This window comes from Xanthomonas sp. NCPPB 1068 (assembly GCF_041479385.2).
Lineage (GTDB): Bacteria > Pseudomonadota > Gammaproteobacteria > Xanthomonadales > Xanthomonadaceae > Xanthomonas > Xanthomonas cannabis.
Genome location: NZ_CM192986.1, coordinates 1857493 through 1873601, shown reverse-complemented (window position 1 = coordinate 1873601; position 16109 = coordinate 1857493). Strand labels below are relative to the sequence as shown.

The following is a 16109-nucleotide window of genomic DNA, read 5'->3' as shown; positions in this document are numbered from 1 at the left end:
AGTGGCTTCGCCCCGTACCCTCACCCCAACCCCTCTCCCGCCGGGAGAGGGGCTTTCGCCTACTGATCCGACGTCTCGCTCTGCGGTGCGCGTAGCGTGTGCCGGATCCAGAGATAGCTGATGACGAAGGTCAGTGCCATCGAGCCGGCGTTCCATAGCAGCAGCTCGCGCAGCATCGGCGAGCCTTGCAGGATGTGCGTGTAGTAACGGCGGTCGAACAGCGCGATCGCATGCGGCAGGAACACGCTGATGAAGGGCGTCGGTACCGGCGCCACCAGCAAGGTGATGGCGGCTGCAAAACCGCCAATCACCCACGGCGAGTTGCGCGGGCGCTTGCGCAGCCGTGCGGCGATTCTGGTAAAGATCCACAGCAGCGGCATCGCCAGGATTGCCCACAGCACCAGCAGTAGCGCCACTGCCAACACGCCCTGCAGGCTCAACATTGCTCAACTCACCAGCGCGGCGATTTGGTCAGCGGCGGTGCCTGGTGCTGACGGTCGTAGGCGCGCAGCTCGTCGCGGATATGCGCCACACGCTGCCGGCCCAATGCGTTGCGGCTGTCATCCAGCACCACGCCGTCCAGCAGCTCGGCCATGCGCTGCACGGTCGGCAGCATCTTTTCCCAGGCATCCAGCGCCGTCATCGGCGCCGGCAGGGTCAGGAAGAACGCGATCGCCGGCGTCTGCATCTCGCGGATGTTGGCCATGTCGAAGCTGCCGGGCTTGAGGATGCTGGCCATGCTGAAGATCGGCCCGCGCTCGGGGTGCCCTTCCACCAGACGGTGAAAGACATTCATGTGGCCGAACACCAGCCCGGTCTTTTCCGCGGCCACCACCACGTCCTCGCCACGCAGGATCTGCCCGGCCTTGGCGGCCACGAACAGCGACACGATCTTGTCGAAATCCTGGTTCGGGCGCTTGCCGACATCGTTACCGCCGGCCGCGTCCTGCGCGTCCAGCGACAGCTCGCTCTGTTCGGCACTGCCCTCGCTGCGCTCGAAGGCAACACCGTCGACATCTGCATCGCCGGAAATCACCGGCTCGCGCCGCTCGCGCGGCTGCCCGTCGTCCTTGTCGACGCGACGGCCCTGCGGTGATTTCTTCGGGCGGCCGAACAGGAAGATGGCCGCGACCAGCAGCAGTCCAGCGATCAGGATCCCGATCCGGATCATGGCCATGTCGGACATTCAGCGTGCCTCCGCGTAAAAGTGACGGGTGGAATCATTCCAACAAGCATGGCACGTCATGCCGCACCCGCCAAACGTGCGGCCTCTTCCAGGTCCACGCTGACCAGGCGGCTGACACCCGGTTCGCGCATGGTCACGCCGGACAACTGGCGCGCCGCTTCCATCGTGGCCTTGTTGTGGCTGACGAACAGGAACTGCACCTTCTCGCTCATCTCGCGCACCATGTTGGCCAGGCGGCCGACGTTGGCTTCGTCCAGCGGCGCGTCCACCTCGTCCAGCAGGCAGAACGGCGCGGGGTTGAGCTGGAAGATCGCAAACACCAGCGCCACCGCGGTCATCGCCTTCTCGCCGCCGGACAGCAGCGAAATGCTGGACACACGCTTGCCCGGCGGGCGCGCCATGATGGTCACGCCGGTGTCGAGCAGGTCTTCGCCGGTGAGTTCCAGATACGCGTGACCACCACCGAACAAGCGCGGATACAACGCTTGCACGCCGGAGTTCACGCGGTCGAAGGTGTCCTTGAAACGGCCGCGGGTTTCGCGATCGATCTTGCGGATGGCTTCTTCCAGGGTTTCCAGCGCGGTATTGAGGTCCAGGTTCTGCGCGTCCAGATATTCCGAACGCTGCGCAGCTTCGCCGTATTCCTGGATGGCGGCCAGATTCACCGGCTCCAGGCGTCGCATGCGCCCGTCGATCTGGCCCACCGCTGCTTCCCATTCGGCCGCATTTGCCGCCTCGGGCAGGCCGTTGACCACGTCTTCGAGCACGAACCCGGCCTTGACCACGGCAGCCGACAACTGTTCGGCACTGAGCACCAGCGCCTGCTGATCGAGCTTGCGCTGCGAAATACGTTCGCGCTGCGCCAGCGCCTGTTCGTCGCGCTGCTGACGGGTTTGTTCGAAGCTGCGGAGTTCGCTGTCGATGCTGTCCAGCAGGGTGCGCGCCTCGCCCAGCGCGCGCTCGGTGCGCACGCGCTCGCTCAATGCGGCCTGATGTTCGTGCTCCAGCGTTTCCACCGGCGAATCACCATCGCTGAGCTGGGCGACCAGATCTTCCAGGCGCGTGTCGAGCTGCCCGCGCTGGCTGTCCATGCGCTCCAGCGTCTGGCTGAGCGAGGTGATCTGGGTGCGTTGCGACTCCAGCGTCAGCGCCAGGGCATGCATCGCATCGCGCACGCCGCGCGCGGCGTCGCGGGCCTGGTCGCGCGCGTCGGTGAGCTGGCGGCGCTCGTTTTCCAAAGCTTCGCGCGTGCCCTGCAGATCGCCCATCAAGGTGACCGCATCTTCGAGTTTTGCGCGCGCTTCGCGGGCCTGCTCGCGGCTGGTATCGAGCGTTTCCAGCAATTGCGCCAGTTCGCTTTCGATGCGGTCGATGCGCGTGCGCGCCGCGTCGACCTTGCCCTGCTGGCTCTGCAACTGGCCGGCCAGTTCGGACACGCTGCGGTGGGCCATGTACAACTGGCGCTGCGCATCTTCGCGCTGCTGCTCGGCCGCCAGCGATTGCTCGCGGAAGCTGGTGAGTTGGTGTTCGAGCTCGGCTTCGCGCTCCTGCAGGGTTTCGATCTGGGTGCGCAGGTCCTGGATTTCGCGCTCGCGCAGCAAGGCGCCCTGCTTGGCGGCGCCGGAGCGCGACACGCGCACCCAGCCCTCGCCCAGCCGCTCGCCATTGCGGGTGATGACCGAGTCGCCCTCGGGCAGGCTGCGCTGCAGCGCGCGCGCGGCCGCCAGATCGTCGGCGACGTGCAGGCGCGCCAGCAGGCGACGGATCGCGATCGGCCCCTGCACCTTGGCGGCCAAGGAGGTCGGCGCGAACGTGGCGGTGTCGGTGGCATCGGACACCAGCGCGATGCGGCCTTCGCCCAACTCGCCCAGGGCGTCCACCAGCTGCTCGGGCGCCTCCACCAGCACGCCTTCGATCAACTGCCCCAGCGCGCTTTCGACGGTGTTTTCCCAACCGCTTTCCACGCTGATGCGCTCGCCCACCCGCGCCGCCGAGTCCAGGCCCCGGGACTTCAGCCACGCCACCGCCGCGCCCTGCTCCTGGCCGAGCGCGGCCTGTTGCAGGGTTTCCAGCGAGGACAGCCGGCCGCGCGCGGCCTGCGCCTGCTTGCGTACTTCCGCCAGCTCGCCCTGGCTCGCCCGCTGCTGTTCCTGCAGGCCGCCGAGTGCGTGCTTGCGCGCTTCCACCTGCTCGGTCAGCCCATCCAGCGACGCCTTTTGCGTTTCGTGGCGCAGTTCGATCTGCTCGAACGCTTCGGCCAGCGCATCCAGATCCAGCCCGGCACGTTCGTTGACCAGCGCTTCGCGGCGGCGGTCGGCTTCCAGCGATTGGCGGTCCAGGTAATCGACGCGCGTGCGCTCCACTTCGCCGGCACGCGAGGCTTCGCCGGTGTCGCGGTTATGGGCTTCCCAGCGCTGCTGCCAGTCGGCCAGCCGCGCCTCGGCTTCACGCAGCGCTTCCTGGCGGAATTCATGGTCTTCGCGCAGTTGTTCCAACTGCGGCTCGGCATCGGCCACCGCCTCGCGCAGCACGGCCAATTTGGCCGAATCGCCACTGATGTGCTGGGTCAATTCCTGCAGCTGGCTCTGCGCCTCGTCGCGTGCCTTGTGCAGGCGGTGCGAGAGCTCGCGCTGATGCTGGATCTGCTGTTCGATGCGCGCCAGCGCGCTGCCCACCTGGTACACGTCGGCCTGCGCCTTGGCCACCGCTTCGGCGGCCTCCTCGCGGCGTACGCGCCCGGTTTCGATGCGTGCTTCGGCATCGCGCTGATCGGCGATCAGTTGCTGCAGGCGGGTTTCTTCCTGATTCAATTTTTCGCGCAGGCCCTGCAACTGCCCGTCCAGGCCGCGGTATTCCAGCGCCTTCCACTCGGCATCCTTGATCCGGCGCTCTTCCTGCAGGGCCTGGTATTGCTCGGCCTGACGCGCCTGGCGCTGCAGATGCGCCAGCTGCTTGGTGATTTCCTCGCGCAGGTCGCCCAACCGGTCGAGATTTTCGCGCGTGTGGCGGATGCGCGTTTCGGTTTCCTTGCGGCGCTCCTTGTACTTGGAAATGCCGGCGGCCTCTTCCAGATACACGCGCAGGTCTTCCGGGCGCGCCTCGATGATCTGGCTGATCATGCCCTGCTCGATGATCGAGTAGCTGCGCGGGCCCAGACCGGTCCCCAGGAACAGGTCGGTGATGTCGCGGCGCCGGCATTTGGTGCCGTTGAGGTAATAGGCGCTGTTGCCGTCGCGGCTGACCAGGCGCTTGACCGAAATCTCGTTGAACGAGGCGAACTCACCGGTGATGGTGTGATCGGAATTGTCGAAGATCAGCTCCACCGTCGCCTGCGACACCGGCTTGCGCGCCGAGGAGCCGGAGAAGATCACGTCGGTCAGCGAGTCGCCGCGCAGGCGGCTGGCCGAGCTTTCGCCCATGACCCAGCGCACCGCATCGATGATGTTGGACTTGCCGCAACCGTTGGGGCCGACGATGCCGGTCATGTTGGTGGGCAGGTGCAACGTGGTCGGGTCGACGAACGACTTGAAACCGGACAGTTTGATCGTGGACAGGCGCATGGGGACTGGAGATTCCGGGCACCGCGCGGACGAAGCCGGTAGGTACTTTTCCTGTGAAGCCAGCGCCCAAGCCCTTGATCCATAAGATCTGCGGGCCGTGGAACCGGCAATGGGGCATGAGTATAACGGGCATGCCTGCGCTGGCGGCGGCGCCCCAAAAACAAAGGGCGCCTAACAAGGCGCCCTTCGGGTGACACTGACGGCCTGGATCAGGCGTCGGATTCGACGATGACCTTGACCGAGGTTTCCACATCGGCGTGCAGGTGCAGCACAACGTCGTATTCGCCGACATTGCGGAATGCGCCTTCGCCCAGGATCACTTCGCTCTTTTCCAGCGGCAGGCCGGCGGCGGTGAACGCCTCGGCGATGTCACGCGGGCCAACCGAGCCGTACAGCTTGCCTTCGGTCGACGCATGCGCGCCGATGGTGACGCTGGCGCCTTCGAACTTGGTGGCGCGGCTCTGTGCGTCGGCCAGGATGGTGTTGGCCTTGGCTTCGTACTCGGCGCGCTTGGTTTCGAACGCCTCTACGTTCGCAGCGGTAGCCGGAACGGCCTTGCCCTGCGGCACGAGGAAATTACGGCCGTAGCCCGGCTTGACGCTGACCTTGTCGCCCAGGTTGCCCAGGTTGGTCACTTTCTGCAGAAGAATCAGATCCATGGTGGTGCTCCGTTATTCGTTAGCGCCGGCCGGTGGGCGGGCGCAACGGGTGCTGTCCGAAAAGACGGGATTCGGGAATCGGGATTTGGGAATCGCAAGAACACGATCAACACCGCATCTCGAATGACCGGCCTCTAATTTTTGATAACCCGCACATGGATGTGCGGGCTGGGGACTCACACAAAACACGTGTGGGTCTTGCGCAAGGAGCCGCATGACTGCGGACTCCTGCGCGGAACTGCTTAGACGTCGTGGTTGTCCGTGTACGGGATCAGCGCCAGGAAACGCGAGCGCTTGACGGCCGTGGCCAGCTGACGCTGGTACTTGGACTTGGTACCGGTCACGCGGCTCGGCACGATCTTGCCGTTCTCGGTGAGGTACTGGCGCAGGGTGTTGAGATCCTTGTAGTCGATCTCTTTGACGCCCTCGGCGGTGAACTTGCAGAACTTGCGACGACGGAAGAACTTGGACATGACAGCGCTCCTTAAGCGGCTTCGGCGTTGTCGCCGTCGGTATCGGTGGCAGCGGGGGCTTCGCCCTCTTCATCGTCACGACGACGACGCTCGCTACGCTCGGGCTTGTCGCCCTTCTCGTCCTTGCTCTTCATGATCAGCGACTGCTCGGTGTCCGGGCCATCGCGCTTGACGACCAGGTGACGCAGCACCGCATCGTTGAAGCGGAAGCTTTCCACCAGCTCGCTCAGCACGGCCTGGTCGACTTCGATGTTGAGCAGCACATAGTGCGCCTTCACCAGGTTCTGGATCGGGTAGGCCAGCTGACGACGGCCCCAGTCTTCCAGACGGTGGATGGTGCCGTTACCGCCCTCGATCAGCGACTTGTAGCGCTCGATCATGGCCGGGACCTGCTCGCTCTGGTCCGGATGGACCAGGAACACGACTTCGTAATGACGACTCATGTTGTTTTACCTTTCGGATGTGGCCACGTGGGCCGGACAGCTCCCCGGGAAGTCCGCACAGGCGGCCGGTGGAGCAAGGGTTCCCACCCGGACCCGGGCAGGAAGCCGGAAAGTATGGCAGTTCAGATGCTTAGCCGCAACTGGACCTACGGCAGCCAGCCCGCGAACGTGGCGTCCTCGCAGGCGCTCAAGCCCCTCTCCCCGCGGTAGAGGGGTTGGGTGAGGGTACGGGGCGAAGCCACTCGCGCCCTTCCACTGCATGAAGCTTCGCCCGCACCCTCATCCGCCCTTCGGGCACCTTCCTCCCCCATGAAGGAGGACAATGTCCCGAGGGGAGAAGGGACTCCAGTGCCGATTGGCTCAGCCGGGCTCAGCGATGCTCGGCTTCGGTCGTAAAGCTCTCCCCGCAACCGCACTCGGCCGTGGCGTTGGGATTGCTGAAGGTGAAGGTCTCGCTGAGGCCGTGCTTGCCGAAATCGATGCGGGTGCCATCCACCAGCGGCAGGCTCACCGGGTCGACGAAGATGCGTACCCCGCCCTGCTCGAACACCGCGTCGTCATCGCGCTTCTCGCGCGCCAGGTCAGTGATGTGGCCCCAGCCGGAACAACCGGTCTTGGTCACGCCAAAGCGCAGGCCCAGCGCACCCGGGGTCTGCTGCACGAAACGCTGCACGCGCTCCAGCGCGGCGGGGGTGAGGCTGATGGCCATGGGGACACTCCAAAACAGTGGTGACAAGTATAGCGAGACCGCCACACCCCGGCGGCACGCTCGGCGATGGCGTCCGCAACACATGGGGGCAGCGCGCGCCTGCGACAAGCGCAGCATGGCGCAACGTGTTCAGGTGCTCGCGCCGGCGCGCCCGCAGCCAGTAAACTCGCAGGCCATTCAAGGTCGCTACGGCGAGGAAAAGTCATGACGGTGGTCAGCGTTGAACATGCGCTTGCGGGCAAGCTCCCCGAAGGCGGCGAAGTCACGGTACGGGGGTGGGTGCGCACCTTGCGCGGATCTGCCGGACTGGCCTTCATCAACGTGACCGACGGTTCGTGCTTCGCTCCGATCCAGGTGGTGGCCAACGACACCCTGCCCAATTTCGACGAGATCAAGCGGCTGACCAGTGGCTGCTCGCTGATTGCCAAGGGCGTGCTGGTGAAGTCGCAGGGCAAGGGCCAGTCGTTCGAGATCCAGGCCAGCGGCGTGGAGATCGTCGGCTGGGTCGAGGACCCGCTCACCTACCCCATCCAGCCCAAGCCGATGACGCCGGAGTTCCTGCGCGAAGTGGCGCACCTGCGCCCGCGCACCAATCTGTTCGGCGCGGTCACCCGCATCCGCAACTGCCTGGCGCAGGCGGTGCACCGGTTCTTCCATCAGAACGGCTTCAACTGGATCAGCACACCGATCATTACCACCTCCGACGCCGAAGGTGCCGGGCAGATGTTCCGCGTTTCCACGCTGGACATGGTCAACCTGCCGCGCGATGCCGCCGGCAATGTGGATTTCAGCCGCGACTTCTTCGGCAAGGAAACCTTTCTCACCGTGTCCGGCCAGCTCAACGTGGAGGCGTACTGCCTGGCGCTGAGCAAGGTGTACACCTTCGGCCCGACCTTCCGCGCGGAGAACAGCCACACCACGCGTCATCTGGCCGAGTTCTGGATGATCGAGCCGGAAATCGCCTTCGCCGATCTGGCCGAGGATGCACGTCTGGCCGAGCAGTTCCTCAAGTACCTGTTCCGCGCGGTGCTGGACGAGCGTGGCGACGATCTGGCGTTCCTGGCCGAGCGCGTGGACAAGAACGCGATCAGCAAGCTGGAGGCCTTCATCAATGCCCCGTTCGAGCAGATCGACTACACCGATGCGGTGAAGCTGCTGCAGAACTCCGGCAAGAAGTTCGACTTCCCGGTCGAATGGGGCCTGGACCTGCAGACCGAGCACGAACGCTGGCTCACCGAAGAACACATCGGCCGCCCGGTGGTGGTGACCAATTATCCCGAGCACATCAAGGCGTTCTACATGCGCTTGAACGACGACGGCAAGACCGTCGCGGCGATGGACGTGCTGGCGCCGGGCATCGGCGAGATCATCGGCGGCAGCCAGCGCGAGGAGCGCCTGGATGTGCTGGATGCGCGCATGGCGCAGTTCGGGCTGGACAAGGAGCACTACAGCTGGTACCGCGATTTCCGTCGCTATGGCTCGGTGCCGCATGCCGGTTTCGGCCTGGGCTTCGAACGGCTGGTGGTGTACGTGTGCGGGCTGAGCAACATCCGCGACGCCATCCCCTATCCGCGCGCGCCAGGCAGCGCGGAGTTCTGAGGTGAGTCTGCTGGTCGCCTCCACGCTGCAATTGCTGGCCTTTCTGGTGGCATTGCTGAGTGCCGGCATTGCCGGGGCGCGCGGTCTGCGGCTGGCGCAGCTGGCGTCTACTCACCCGAACCCGGGCGCGTGGTGGCAGGCCGATACGGCGCGCAAGGCTGTCGGCCATGCCGTGCGGCCGTTGTGGTGGACCATTGCTGCGCTGGTGGTCGGCGCAGCGCTTCCCAAACTCGCACTCCTGCTGGAGGGCACATGACTCTGTTCTTCGCACTGTGTTTCGTCGGTGTGGCCGTCGCGGGGCTGACCGCGCTGCTGATCTTCTGGCCACTGACCCTGGTGCATATGCGCGACCGGCATCCGGAGGCATTGGCCAGCTTCGGCGACCCGGCTTTCATCAGCCCCGTGGCATTGCGCTGGTTGCTGGCGCGCCGCTACCGCAGCTACCGCGACGGTGCCCTATCCGGCCTGGCCACGCCCGCATGGCTGTCGCTGCTGACCATCTTTTTCGGCCTGGGCATGGCAGCCCTGCTCGGGCTGCTTTCCAAGGTAATGCCATGACTATCGAGCTCGACGACCGCGACACCTCCACCGGACACGACCAATGGTGGCTGGCTACCATTGGTCGCACCCTGATCTGGGCACGCCTGCGCATCAAGGATGCCGGCACCGCCGAGGTGCTGGACAGCGATGGCAAGACGCTGGCCTACGACAGCGAAGACAGTGCACGCGCGGCGCTGTTCGATGCCGAGTTCGTCGCGCTGGACGGGCTGGACGAAGAAGACGCGCTGATCCGCGGTTTCTCGCTGCACGAGATCTCGCCACCGCAAGGCGACGACGATGCCGACCTGCGCGAACGCATGGTCATCAGCATGGGCGGCCGCGCCTGAGATGTACGCCCCGCGCGCGTTTGCACAGACCGATCTGGCGTTGCTGGACTGGCTGCTGGCGCGCGACGCGTTCGTCACCCTGATCAGCCAGGACGAAGGCGGGCAACCGGCCATCTCGCACCTGCCGGTGCTGTACCGGCGCGATGGCGAGGACATCACCATCGAAGGTCATTGGGCACGCCCCAACCCGCAGGCACGCGCACCTGGCGAGGCGGTGATCGTGGTGCACGGCCCGCACGCCTATGTGTCGCCCACCTGGTATCCAGACAAGGAAACCGCCGCGCGCGTACCGACCTGGAACTACGCGGTGGCGCATCTGCATGGGCATTGCAGCCGGGTGGACGACGAGCAGGTGCTGGGCGACCTGATCGGGCGCATGAGCGCGCACTTCGAACACCGCATCGGCAGCGACTGGCAGTTCGAAATGGCGCGCGACAGCCATCGCCGGCAACTGCGCGGCCTGGTGGGCTTCCGTTTCGTGCCCAGCCGTATCGAGCTCACCTTCAAGCTCAGCCAGAACCACCCTGCCGCCAATCAACGCAGTGTCAGCGAATTCCTTGCGCAGCAACCCAACCAAGCCTCGCAAGCGGTCGCAGCATTGATGCAGGCGGCCATGGACGCCCATACGACGCGCTGAAACGGCAGCGGTCGCACTCTCGAAGCCTGATCACCAGACGGTTGGGACGCGTCGGCCGTACCCTCGGGCGACGCCGGAATCGAGCTACCTGCGGGTCGTCGCACCACTACCTCACTGCGCCAGACATCGCCCCCGCGCCACGCTCACAACCTGATCAGCATGCGCTAGCGCTGTACACGCTGCGGTGGTGGTGCATCGGCCACCGGGGATGCTGATGTGCATAAGCCATCGCCTAGCACCTGCGTGCTTGCACCAGCGTCCATACGGCCGGTGTGCCGCTGTGCGTTGCTGGGATGCCTCAGCCGGCACGGCGCATGTGTTGCGCTACGCATGCATCGGGCGGCCCACCACTCCCGTCGATTGCTGCTTCGAGCGAAGAAAGGCCCTGCGCGATCGCATAACGGGTCAGCTGAGCGATGCTTTGGATATTGAGCTTCAACATGCAGTTTTCGCGATGCGTTCCCACCGTTTTCACGCTCAGGTGCAAGCGGGTAGCGATCTGCCTGGTGGACAGCCCCTCCGAATAGAGCTGCACGATCTCGCGCTCGCGTGAGGTCAGTCGGGTGTAGGCAGAATCGGCCTTGGCGGGTCGACGCAGCCCTGCGATCAATGAACGCGACATCTGCGGGCTGATATAGGTCTGATCCTGGGTGACGCATTGAATCGCACGCAGCAATTCGGCGAAACGGCTGGTTCGCGCCAGATATGCTTTGGCGCCAGCTTCGAAGACTGCGCTGGCCTGCATACAGGCATCGGACGGAGCGATACAGATTGCCCGGCTACTGGGGCTGCGCTGCATCAAGCGCCGCGTCAGATCGATACCATTGAGGCCGGGGAGCAGGACATCCACCAGGACGATATCAGGCAGTTCTCTTGCGGCGATCTGAAGACATGCCAGCCCGTCTTCCGCATGCCCTACCACTTCGAATCCCGGAACCTTTTGCAGCAAAGCGACCATCCCTTCCACGAGGATGGTGCGATCGGCAGCAACGACGATACGTGTCTTCATCATACCCTCTGGTGCACGAATGGGGACCGCGATGTGCAGCGGCTTTCAAGCGGCGCGCTGCAGCGAATCGGCAGATGCTCGGCAGGAGCACTTGAGCGAGCTTGTCACACGCTCACCGCCGGGCCATCGGTCTTGAACTGATTTGGCGAGCATCGGATGCTGATATCGATAACGATGCCGACGCCGCTGAGACACCATGACGGGTGCGCCTGCCTGAAGCGTGTTAGGCAATTTGCGCCGAAGCCGAAGCGAGCCATGCCGCACGACGCGAAAGTGTGCTGCCACCTGCTGCCCTGCAGACTCTGCCAAACCGCGCTTCTGCTGACGGCCGGCATAAAAAGCGCGCGCGCCTTACCGCATCTCACGAGCGAACGATTACGAATCGTCGGACATCATCTGCCTGGCAAGGCCGGTCAGTTGCTGGCGCACCTGATCCAGACGCGGGTCCGCCTGCATCTCGCGCTGCAGGTCCAGTAGACCTGCAGCAAGTTCGCCACGCGCGCGGATGCTTTCGGATTCGGCCGACGCACGCTGCGACTGGATGGCGGCAGCGGCTTGTTGGCCGGAATCGCCGCGCACGACCGTTTCCATGACCTCGACCATGCGTTGCAGCAGGCGGTACACCGCGCTTGCCGAGAAGCCGCCCATCATCGCCAGTGCGGGCTTTCCGAACGCGCCCAGGCTGCTTTCAGCGAAGAGATTCTCCGGCAGCAACTCCACCAGGATCAGGCCGGCGATCAGACCAAGGATCATGCGCGCCGCATAGGAGGAATCGAAGCGCGGATCGTATGTTGCGTCGGCAACGTAACGATGGGCTTGGAACAAGGCAGAAAACGCGGCACCGAGTCCGGCGCAGGCCAGGATGAACATCACATTCCAGCCCAGCGTACTCCCCGAGGAATCGAGGAAGCCCAGCGTGATGTTGTGCGCGTTCACAAGGCTGGACATCGCCAGCCCGACCACTGAGGCCAGACAACCGACCGAGGTCAAGGTCAAGGTGCGGATCAGCGGAATCGGCCCGAGCCAGCGCAGCCAGCCACCGCGTAGGCGCTCGCGCTCGATCAGCACAACCGCCTGCGGCGTTGCCGGCTGGATCGCACGCACCAGCTGCCGGTGCAGACCGGCCAATTCGCGCGCACCGGATTCGCCGTGCAAGGAGGCGCCAGGCATCACGCGCAGCTCTGCCAGCCGGCCGGGCAGATCGGGAGACATTGCCATCCCTTGCTTCAGTGCATAGGACACCATCGCCCGGCATTCAAGCTCCAGTTGTTCGAGTACGCTGCAAAATGCCGGCCCGCCGAATTCTGCCGGCGGGATGGGCTGGGCCACTGCGCGTCGCCGTAGGCCGGCGCGCTTGCTGGCTCGCTTCCACATAGATGACGTCCTTGCTGGCAGATACGCAGCTACGACACCTCAAGGCATCCGCTGGAACAGCGCCGTATCCCGCTGACCTTTCAACAGCAGTGCAAGCTCGGCGCTGCCATCAGCACGAACCTGCAGACTGGCCTGGGCATCACTGAGCTGACGGCAATAGCCCCTGTCGTTGGCCATGACCCAGGCATTCAACACGCCTGCCGCACGTCCGGCATAGCGCAATTCCACTTGGCAATCGCGCGGGGCACCGTAACGCAGGCGACCGAGCACATCTCCCGGACGAACGGTGGTCGCCACGATTTCAAGCTGTGCAGACATCAGGCCCGCCGCGCGCCAGCGCCCGGCTTCGGCCAATCCGGCATTGCCTTGATCCAGGGCGACGACGAACGGCGAGGCGCTGCCAGACAACGTGAGCTGCATCCCAGGCGCGCCCCCATCGGCCACCTGGAGTTGGGCAAGACCGCCGGTCAGCGCCTCGCAAAACTTGCCGCCATTGCGCGACAGCAACGCGTAACCGTCCGGCTGCGCTCGTAACTCGAGCGCGCAATTGTAGGGAGGCCCGAATCGCAGATCCGCCACCTGGGTACCCTCGACTCCAGCGGCGCGCGCACTCAGACGGACGTAGACGGGGCCTGCGCTGCCGCCGGTGGACAGGATGCCGCGCCAGTCACCCGCCGGAATCCCCTCAGCGGGAGCTGCCTGCGCTGCAGTCAGCGAAAGACACAAGGCCAGTGCCGAAGTGATGCGCAAAATGTGATGTTGATGACGATGTTGACCAGACATGAAAAAGCTCCGATAAGAAATTGGAAACAGTGGAAAGATCGATCACGCTGCCAATCAGCAGACCGAGCGCAGCGATGACCAGAACAACAACCAGGCAGATGATGAAGATGGATCGCGGCTTGCGCCGGGACTGCCGACAGAGATCCGCATGCAAGGTGGCCATATCGGTTCCCAGCCGCTCGGCGAGCGCGCGGGCATCGGCGTCTGACAGCAGCAACCTCACGGCACCACTCCGGAATCGGACGGTGGCACGTCCACGAACGGATGAAGCGTCCATTCCTTGAGCGCGACGCCATCGAACCAGAGCACGCCACGCGGACACTCGCTGCCCCGATAGCCGATTTTCAGCGTGTGGCCTGACGTACCGCTGCGTGGCGGCGCGATACGCAGCGCCAGTCCGGGAGCACCGTCGCTGTGCGTGATCGCCTCTATCTGCACTTCCAGCGTCAACAAAAACTCGCTGATTTGCGATAGCCGCAGCGCGCGCAATTGGCAGACTGGAATGGACAGCATGGTTTCCAATTCGCCCTGGGCCGTTCCTTCATCATCCACGCAGCGAACCTGCATACCGCAGGCGGCCACCGCAGCATCCACCAGTGTGGCGTGGCGCTGGTAGCATTGCAGTTGCGCTCGTCGGACGGTCTGGTCGAGCAGCGCCACGAAGGCGTCCAAGGAATAGCTCGCGTGTGCCATCTACGACTCCGTCAGCCAGATCGGCTTGCGCTTGAACCCAACGTGGTAGCACAACCATTGCAGCACCACCTGGTGCTCGCCCAGCTGCAGGATATTGAAGCTCTTCTCGATCCCGAGAATCGCTCCCTTGGGCGCTTCGCTGAGGCAGCGATTGAGCAGTTGCTGCGCGGCCTCGACCTGCTCAGCGGTCTGCATCTTTGCCGGGTTGTCGCTGCCGACGACGATGCGCTTGATGTAGCTCACTTCTGAAAAATCGATCATCGGCAACGACTCGGGTGATAGACAGGTATAGGACTCAGCAGCGACGCTTACGGTACCTGTACAGGCGGTGAGACTTTGCGTGGCGCTGCAGCGGTCTGCAGGATGTCGAGCACGCGCGACAGCCCTTCAGGGGTACCGCGATCTTCGGCGTGCAATGCGACGTGATACTTGGCCGAGTTATCCGAAGAGCGCGTGTTTTCCTTGTGGCTGGACACCGATCCCTGCACGTTGACCTTGGCCTTGAACACGCCCCAGCCGACGCTTGCCTCCAGATCCACCTTGAGGCTCTTGTCTTCGGCTTCCTTTTCCGAGAACGAGGATTTGACTTCCATGTCAAAGGTCACGTCCACGGTCTGAATGCTCAAATTGGGAACATTGACCAAGGTCAGCAGCGGCACAACGATCTCGACTTCCTCCTCGGCCATCCCGACACCGCTGGGGTCTTCGACCGGGCGTTTGAACTTGAACTGCGCGGTCCGTGTGCCGCCGTTTCCGTTGGGATCGGTAGCCGGGTCGGTCGGCGGCAGAAAACCGATGACCTTGATGAAGTCGGCGGTGGCGCGGGCCAGCATGACCTGCGCATCGCAGGCTGCACGTAACGGGGCGCCGATCAGGTCCGCCATCGGCAGGCCCTTGAATTGGTCTGACATATTGACAATATCGCTCATGGTGCTCTCCTGAAGAGTGATTGTTTAGAAGAATCGACGACGGCGGGAATCAATCTCCCTTGACCGTCTTGAACACACCTTGCGACTGCGCAAGGCGATTGATGAGACGTGCCACGCCTTCGGTCGGCTCGCTGCCTTCCACGCGCAACACGACATGTACTGCACTGTGCCGCGCACTTTTTGCGTTGGAGCCAAGGTCGATGCCGATCTGGCCGGGCAGCGCCGGCGGCTTGGGATGCCAGTCATCGACGGCGGCTGGAACCGCCAGCGACGCCGGCAACGCTGCTTCGTCCAGTTCGCTGAGCTCGCCGAGTTGCGCATCGAAGCTGATCTCGACGTCCTTGATACGCAGGACGTTGGACGACACCAGCGGCAACAGCGGTGCGCGATACAGGTCTTCGTCGTTCTCGCCCGCCTCCGGATGCTGCGACGGCAAGCGGATCAGAACGCTTCTGGGACGATTGTCCTCGTCGAAGAACGCGCCCAGATTGGCCATCTGGTGCTGTTCGATCCGGTCCTGGGCGTCGATGACCGCCCCGGCCAGCGCTTCGATCAGATCATTGAGGGAGATTTGCGCCATGTTGGGCTCGTTGGTCGGAGATGTCGCTGGGCCGGTACTGGCTCAGACCGCGTCGGGAAAGCTATCCACGCGTGCCAGCCATCCCTTGAGGAACCTGCCAAGCGCAGGTCGCGCGGCGACCAGTCGCTGGTAGTAGTCCTTGCGGCCGGCCTTGTAGCGTGCATAGAGGTCTTGCTGGTTGCTGGATGCCAGTGCGGCGAAAGTCGCCGGTCCCATCCGCCCGTCCGCCACCAGCGCGCCGCCGGTCTGCGCATTGAGCACGGTCTGCAGCAGCTTGATCGCGTTGCCGCCGGCGTTGACATAGAAATCGAACAGGATGTTGGCCAGTGGCTGCAGTGCGATCTGGTCGGCGCGCAGCCGGTCCCAGTACTGCGCCTTGTAAATGACCCCGGCCTGGGCATCCGTCAGGGCACGAAGGTTTGCCAGGCTTGGCTCCACGCCCAGCAGGTTCTGGGCGCAGGCCTTGAAGGTCAGCAGCGTGATGCCCTTGTTGGTGGCCCCACCCGGATCGGCGGGATCGTTGACGAAGCCGCCTTCGTGCTTGAGCAGGGTCGGAAAAAACACGTTGAAGTCAGCCATCGGCGCCAC

21 protein-coding genes are annotated in these 16109 nt (G+C 64.3%); 6 read left to right on the top strand and 15 right to left on the bottom strand.

The annotated features are described in order from the left end of the window. Positions 1–59 precede the first annotated feature (59 nt). The 7 genes from ACCQ12_RS08110 to ACCQ12_RS08080 form a co-directional block, all read right to left on the bottom strand. Entirely contained in the window at positions 60–443 is a 384-nt protein-coding gene (locus tag ACCQ12_RS08110) for a hypothetical protein (RefSeq protein ID WP_166752720.1), read from the bottom strand. An 8-nt stretch (positions 444–451) separates the two neighbouring features. Beyond that, positions 452–1186, bottom strand: coding sequence for a cell division protein ZipA (zipA, locus tag ACCQ12_RS08105; RefSeq protein WP_179456930.1), 735 nt, complete (start codon positions 1184–1186; stop codon positions 452–454). A gap of 56 nt (positions 1187–1242) precedes the next feature. Beyond that, entirely contained in the window at positions 1243–4746 is a 3504-nt protein-coding gene (gene smc / locus ACCQ12_RS08100) for a chromosome segregation protein SMC (RefSeq protein ID WP_372383336.1), read from the bottom strand. Between the two features lie 209 nt (positions 4747–4955). Beyond that, positions 4956–5405 carry a 50S ribosomal protein L9 gene (gene rplI, locus ACCQ12_RS08095; RefSeq protein WP_039411457.1) on the bottom strand — a complete coding sequence of 150 codons (450 nt, stop codon included), beginning with the start codon at positions 5403–5405 and terminating at the stop codon, positions 4956–4958. A 242-nt stretch (positions 5406–5647) separates the two neighbouring features. Continuing rightward, complete coding sequence (rpsR, locus tag ACCQ12_RS08090) at positions 5648–5878, bottom strand: 30S ribosomal protein S18 (RefSeq protein ID WP_005991243.1); 231 nt, start codon at positions 5876–5878, stop codon at positions 5648–5650. Between the two features lie 11 nt (positions 5879–5889). After that, positions 5890–6321 (bottom strand): 30S ribosomal protein S6, encoded by a 432-nt coding sequence (gene rpsF, locus ACCQ12_RS08085; protein ID WP_039411444.1) that lies wholly within the window; start codon positions 6319–6321, stop codon positions 5890–5892. Between the two features lie 370 nt (positions 6322–6691). Beyond that, positions 6692–7030, bottom strand: coding sequence for a HesB/IscA family protein (locus ACCQ12_RS08080; RefSeq protein WP_039411442.1), 339 nt, complete (start codon positions 7028–7030; stop codon positions 6692–6694). 204 nt (positions 7031–7234) lie between these two features. On the opposite strand from ACCQ12_RS08080, the gene asnS reads away from it, so the two are divergent. The 5 genes from asnS to ACCQ12_RS08055 are packed head-to-tail and all read left to right on the top strand — an operon-like array spanning position 7235 to position 10153. After that, positions 7235–8629, top strand: coding sequence for an asparagine--tRNA ligase (gene asnS / locus ACCQ12_RS08075; protein ID WP_047696596.1), 1395 nt, complete (start codon positions 7235–7237; stop codon positions 8627–8629). Between the two features lies 1 nt (position 8630). Beyond that, positions 8631–8885, top strand: a complete 255-nt coding sequence (locus tag ACCQ12_RS08070; protein ID WP_372383335.1) for a hypothetical protein — start codon at positions 8631–8633, stop codon at positions 8883–8885. Next, the gene (locus ACCQ12_RS08065) at positions 8882–9187 is read left to right on the top strand and encodes a hypothetical protein (protein ID WP_228313614.1); all 306 of its coding nucleotides are present in this window, start codon (positions 8882–8884) and stop codon (positions 9185–9187) included. Before ACCQ12_RS08070 ends, ACCQ12_RS08065 begins: the two co-directional genes overlap by 4 nt. After that, positions 9184–9516, top strand: a complete 333-nt coding sequence (locus tag ACCQ12_RS08060; RefSeq protein ID WP_039411430.1) for a hypothetical protein — start codon at positions 9184–9186, stop codon at positions 9514–9516. The genes ACCQ12_RS08065 and ACCQ12_RS08060 overlap by 4 nt, the downstream gene beginning before the upstream one ends. 1 nt (position 9517) lies before the next feature. Beyond that, a complete protein-coding gene (locus ACCQ12_RS08055) occupies positions 9518–10153 on the top strand; it encodes an FMN-binding negative transcriptional regulator (RefSeq protein WP_372383334.1) in 636 nt (211 codons plus the stop codon). 298 nt (positions 10154–10451) lie between these two features. On the opposite strand, the gene ACCQ12_RS08050 is transcribed toward ACCQ12_RS08055, so the two are convergent. The 3 genes from ACCQ12_RS08050 to ACCQ12_RS08040 form a co-directional block, all read right to left on the bottom strand. After that, a complete protein-coding gene (locus ACCQ12_RS08050) occupies positions 10452–11165 on the bottom strand; it encodes a LuxR C-terminal-related transcriptional regulator (RefSeq protein WP_052077077.1) in 714 nt (237 codons plus the stop codon). Positions 11166–11537: 372 nt separating this feature from the next. Then, positions 11538–12407 (bottom strand): hypothetical protein, encoded by an 870-nt coding sequence (locus ACCQ12_RS08045; protein ID WP_047696608.1) that lies wholly within the window; start codon positions 12405–12407, stop codon positions 11538–11540. 168 nt (positions 12408–12575) lie between these two features. Further along, complete coding sequence (locus ACCQ12_RS08040; protein WP_372383578.1) at positions 12576–13286, bottom strand: hypothetical protein; 711 nt, start codon at positions 13284–13286, stop codon at positions 12576–12578. A gap of 52 nt (positions 13287–13338) precedes the next feature. On the opposite strand from ACCQ12_RS08040, the gene ACCQ12_RS08035 reads away from it, so the two are divergent. Further along, positions 13339–13527, top strand: a complete 189-nt coding sequence (locus tag ACCQ12_RS08035; protein WP_372383577.1) for a hypothetical protein — start codon at positions 13339–13341, stop codon at positions 13525–13527. Between the two features lie 11 nt (positions 13528–13538). Here the strand turns inward: ACCQ12_RS08035 and ACCQ12_RS08030 are convergent, their stop codons facing one another. The 5 genes from ACCQ12_RS08030 to ACCQ12_RS08010 are packed head-to-tail and all read right to left on the bottom strand — an operon-like array spanning position 13539 to position 16100. Further along, positions 13539–14012: a hypothetical protein gene (locus ACCQ12_RS08030; RefSeq protein ID WP_372383333.1), complete on the bottom strand. Its 474-nt coding sequence runs from the start codon at positions 14010–14012 to the stop codon at positions 13539–13541. Beyond that, the gene (locus ACCQ12_RS08025) at positions 14013–14273 is read right to left on the bottom strand and encodes a hypothetical protein (RefSeq protein ID WP_104580055.1); all 261 of its coding nucleotides are present in this window, start codon (positions 14271–14273) and stop codon (positions 14013–14015) included. Positions 14274–14320: 47 nt separating this feature from the next. Then, positions 14321–14941 carry a DUF2589 domain-containing protein gene (locus ACCQ12_RS08020; RefSeq protein WP_355586441.1) on the bottom strand — a complete coding sequence of 207 codons (621 nt, stop codon included), beginning with the start codon at positions 14939–14941 and terminating at the stop codon, positions 14321–14323. A gap of 49 nt (positions 14942–14990) precedes the next feature. Then, positions 14991–15521 carry a DUF2589 domain-containing protein gene (locus ACCQ12_RS08015; protein ID WP_039520615.1) on the bottom strand — a complete coding sequence of 177 codons (531 nt, stop codon included), beginning with the start codon at positions 15519–15521 and terminating at the stop codon, positions 14991–14993. Between the two features lie 42 nt (positions 15522–15563). Further along, positions 15564–16100 carry a glycoside hydrolase family 108 protein gene (locus tag ACCQ12_RS08010; protein WP_372383332.1) on the bottom strand — a complete coding sequence of 179 codons (537 nt, stop codon included), beginning with the start codon at positions 16098–16100 and terminating at the stop codon, positions 15564–15566. Between the last annotated feature and the right edge of the window lie 9 nt (positions 16101–16109).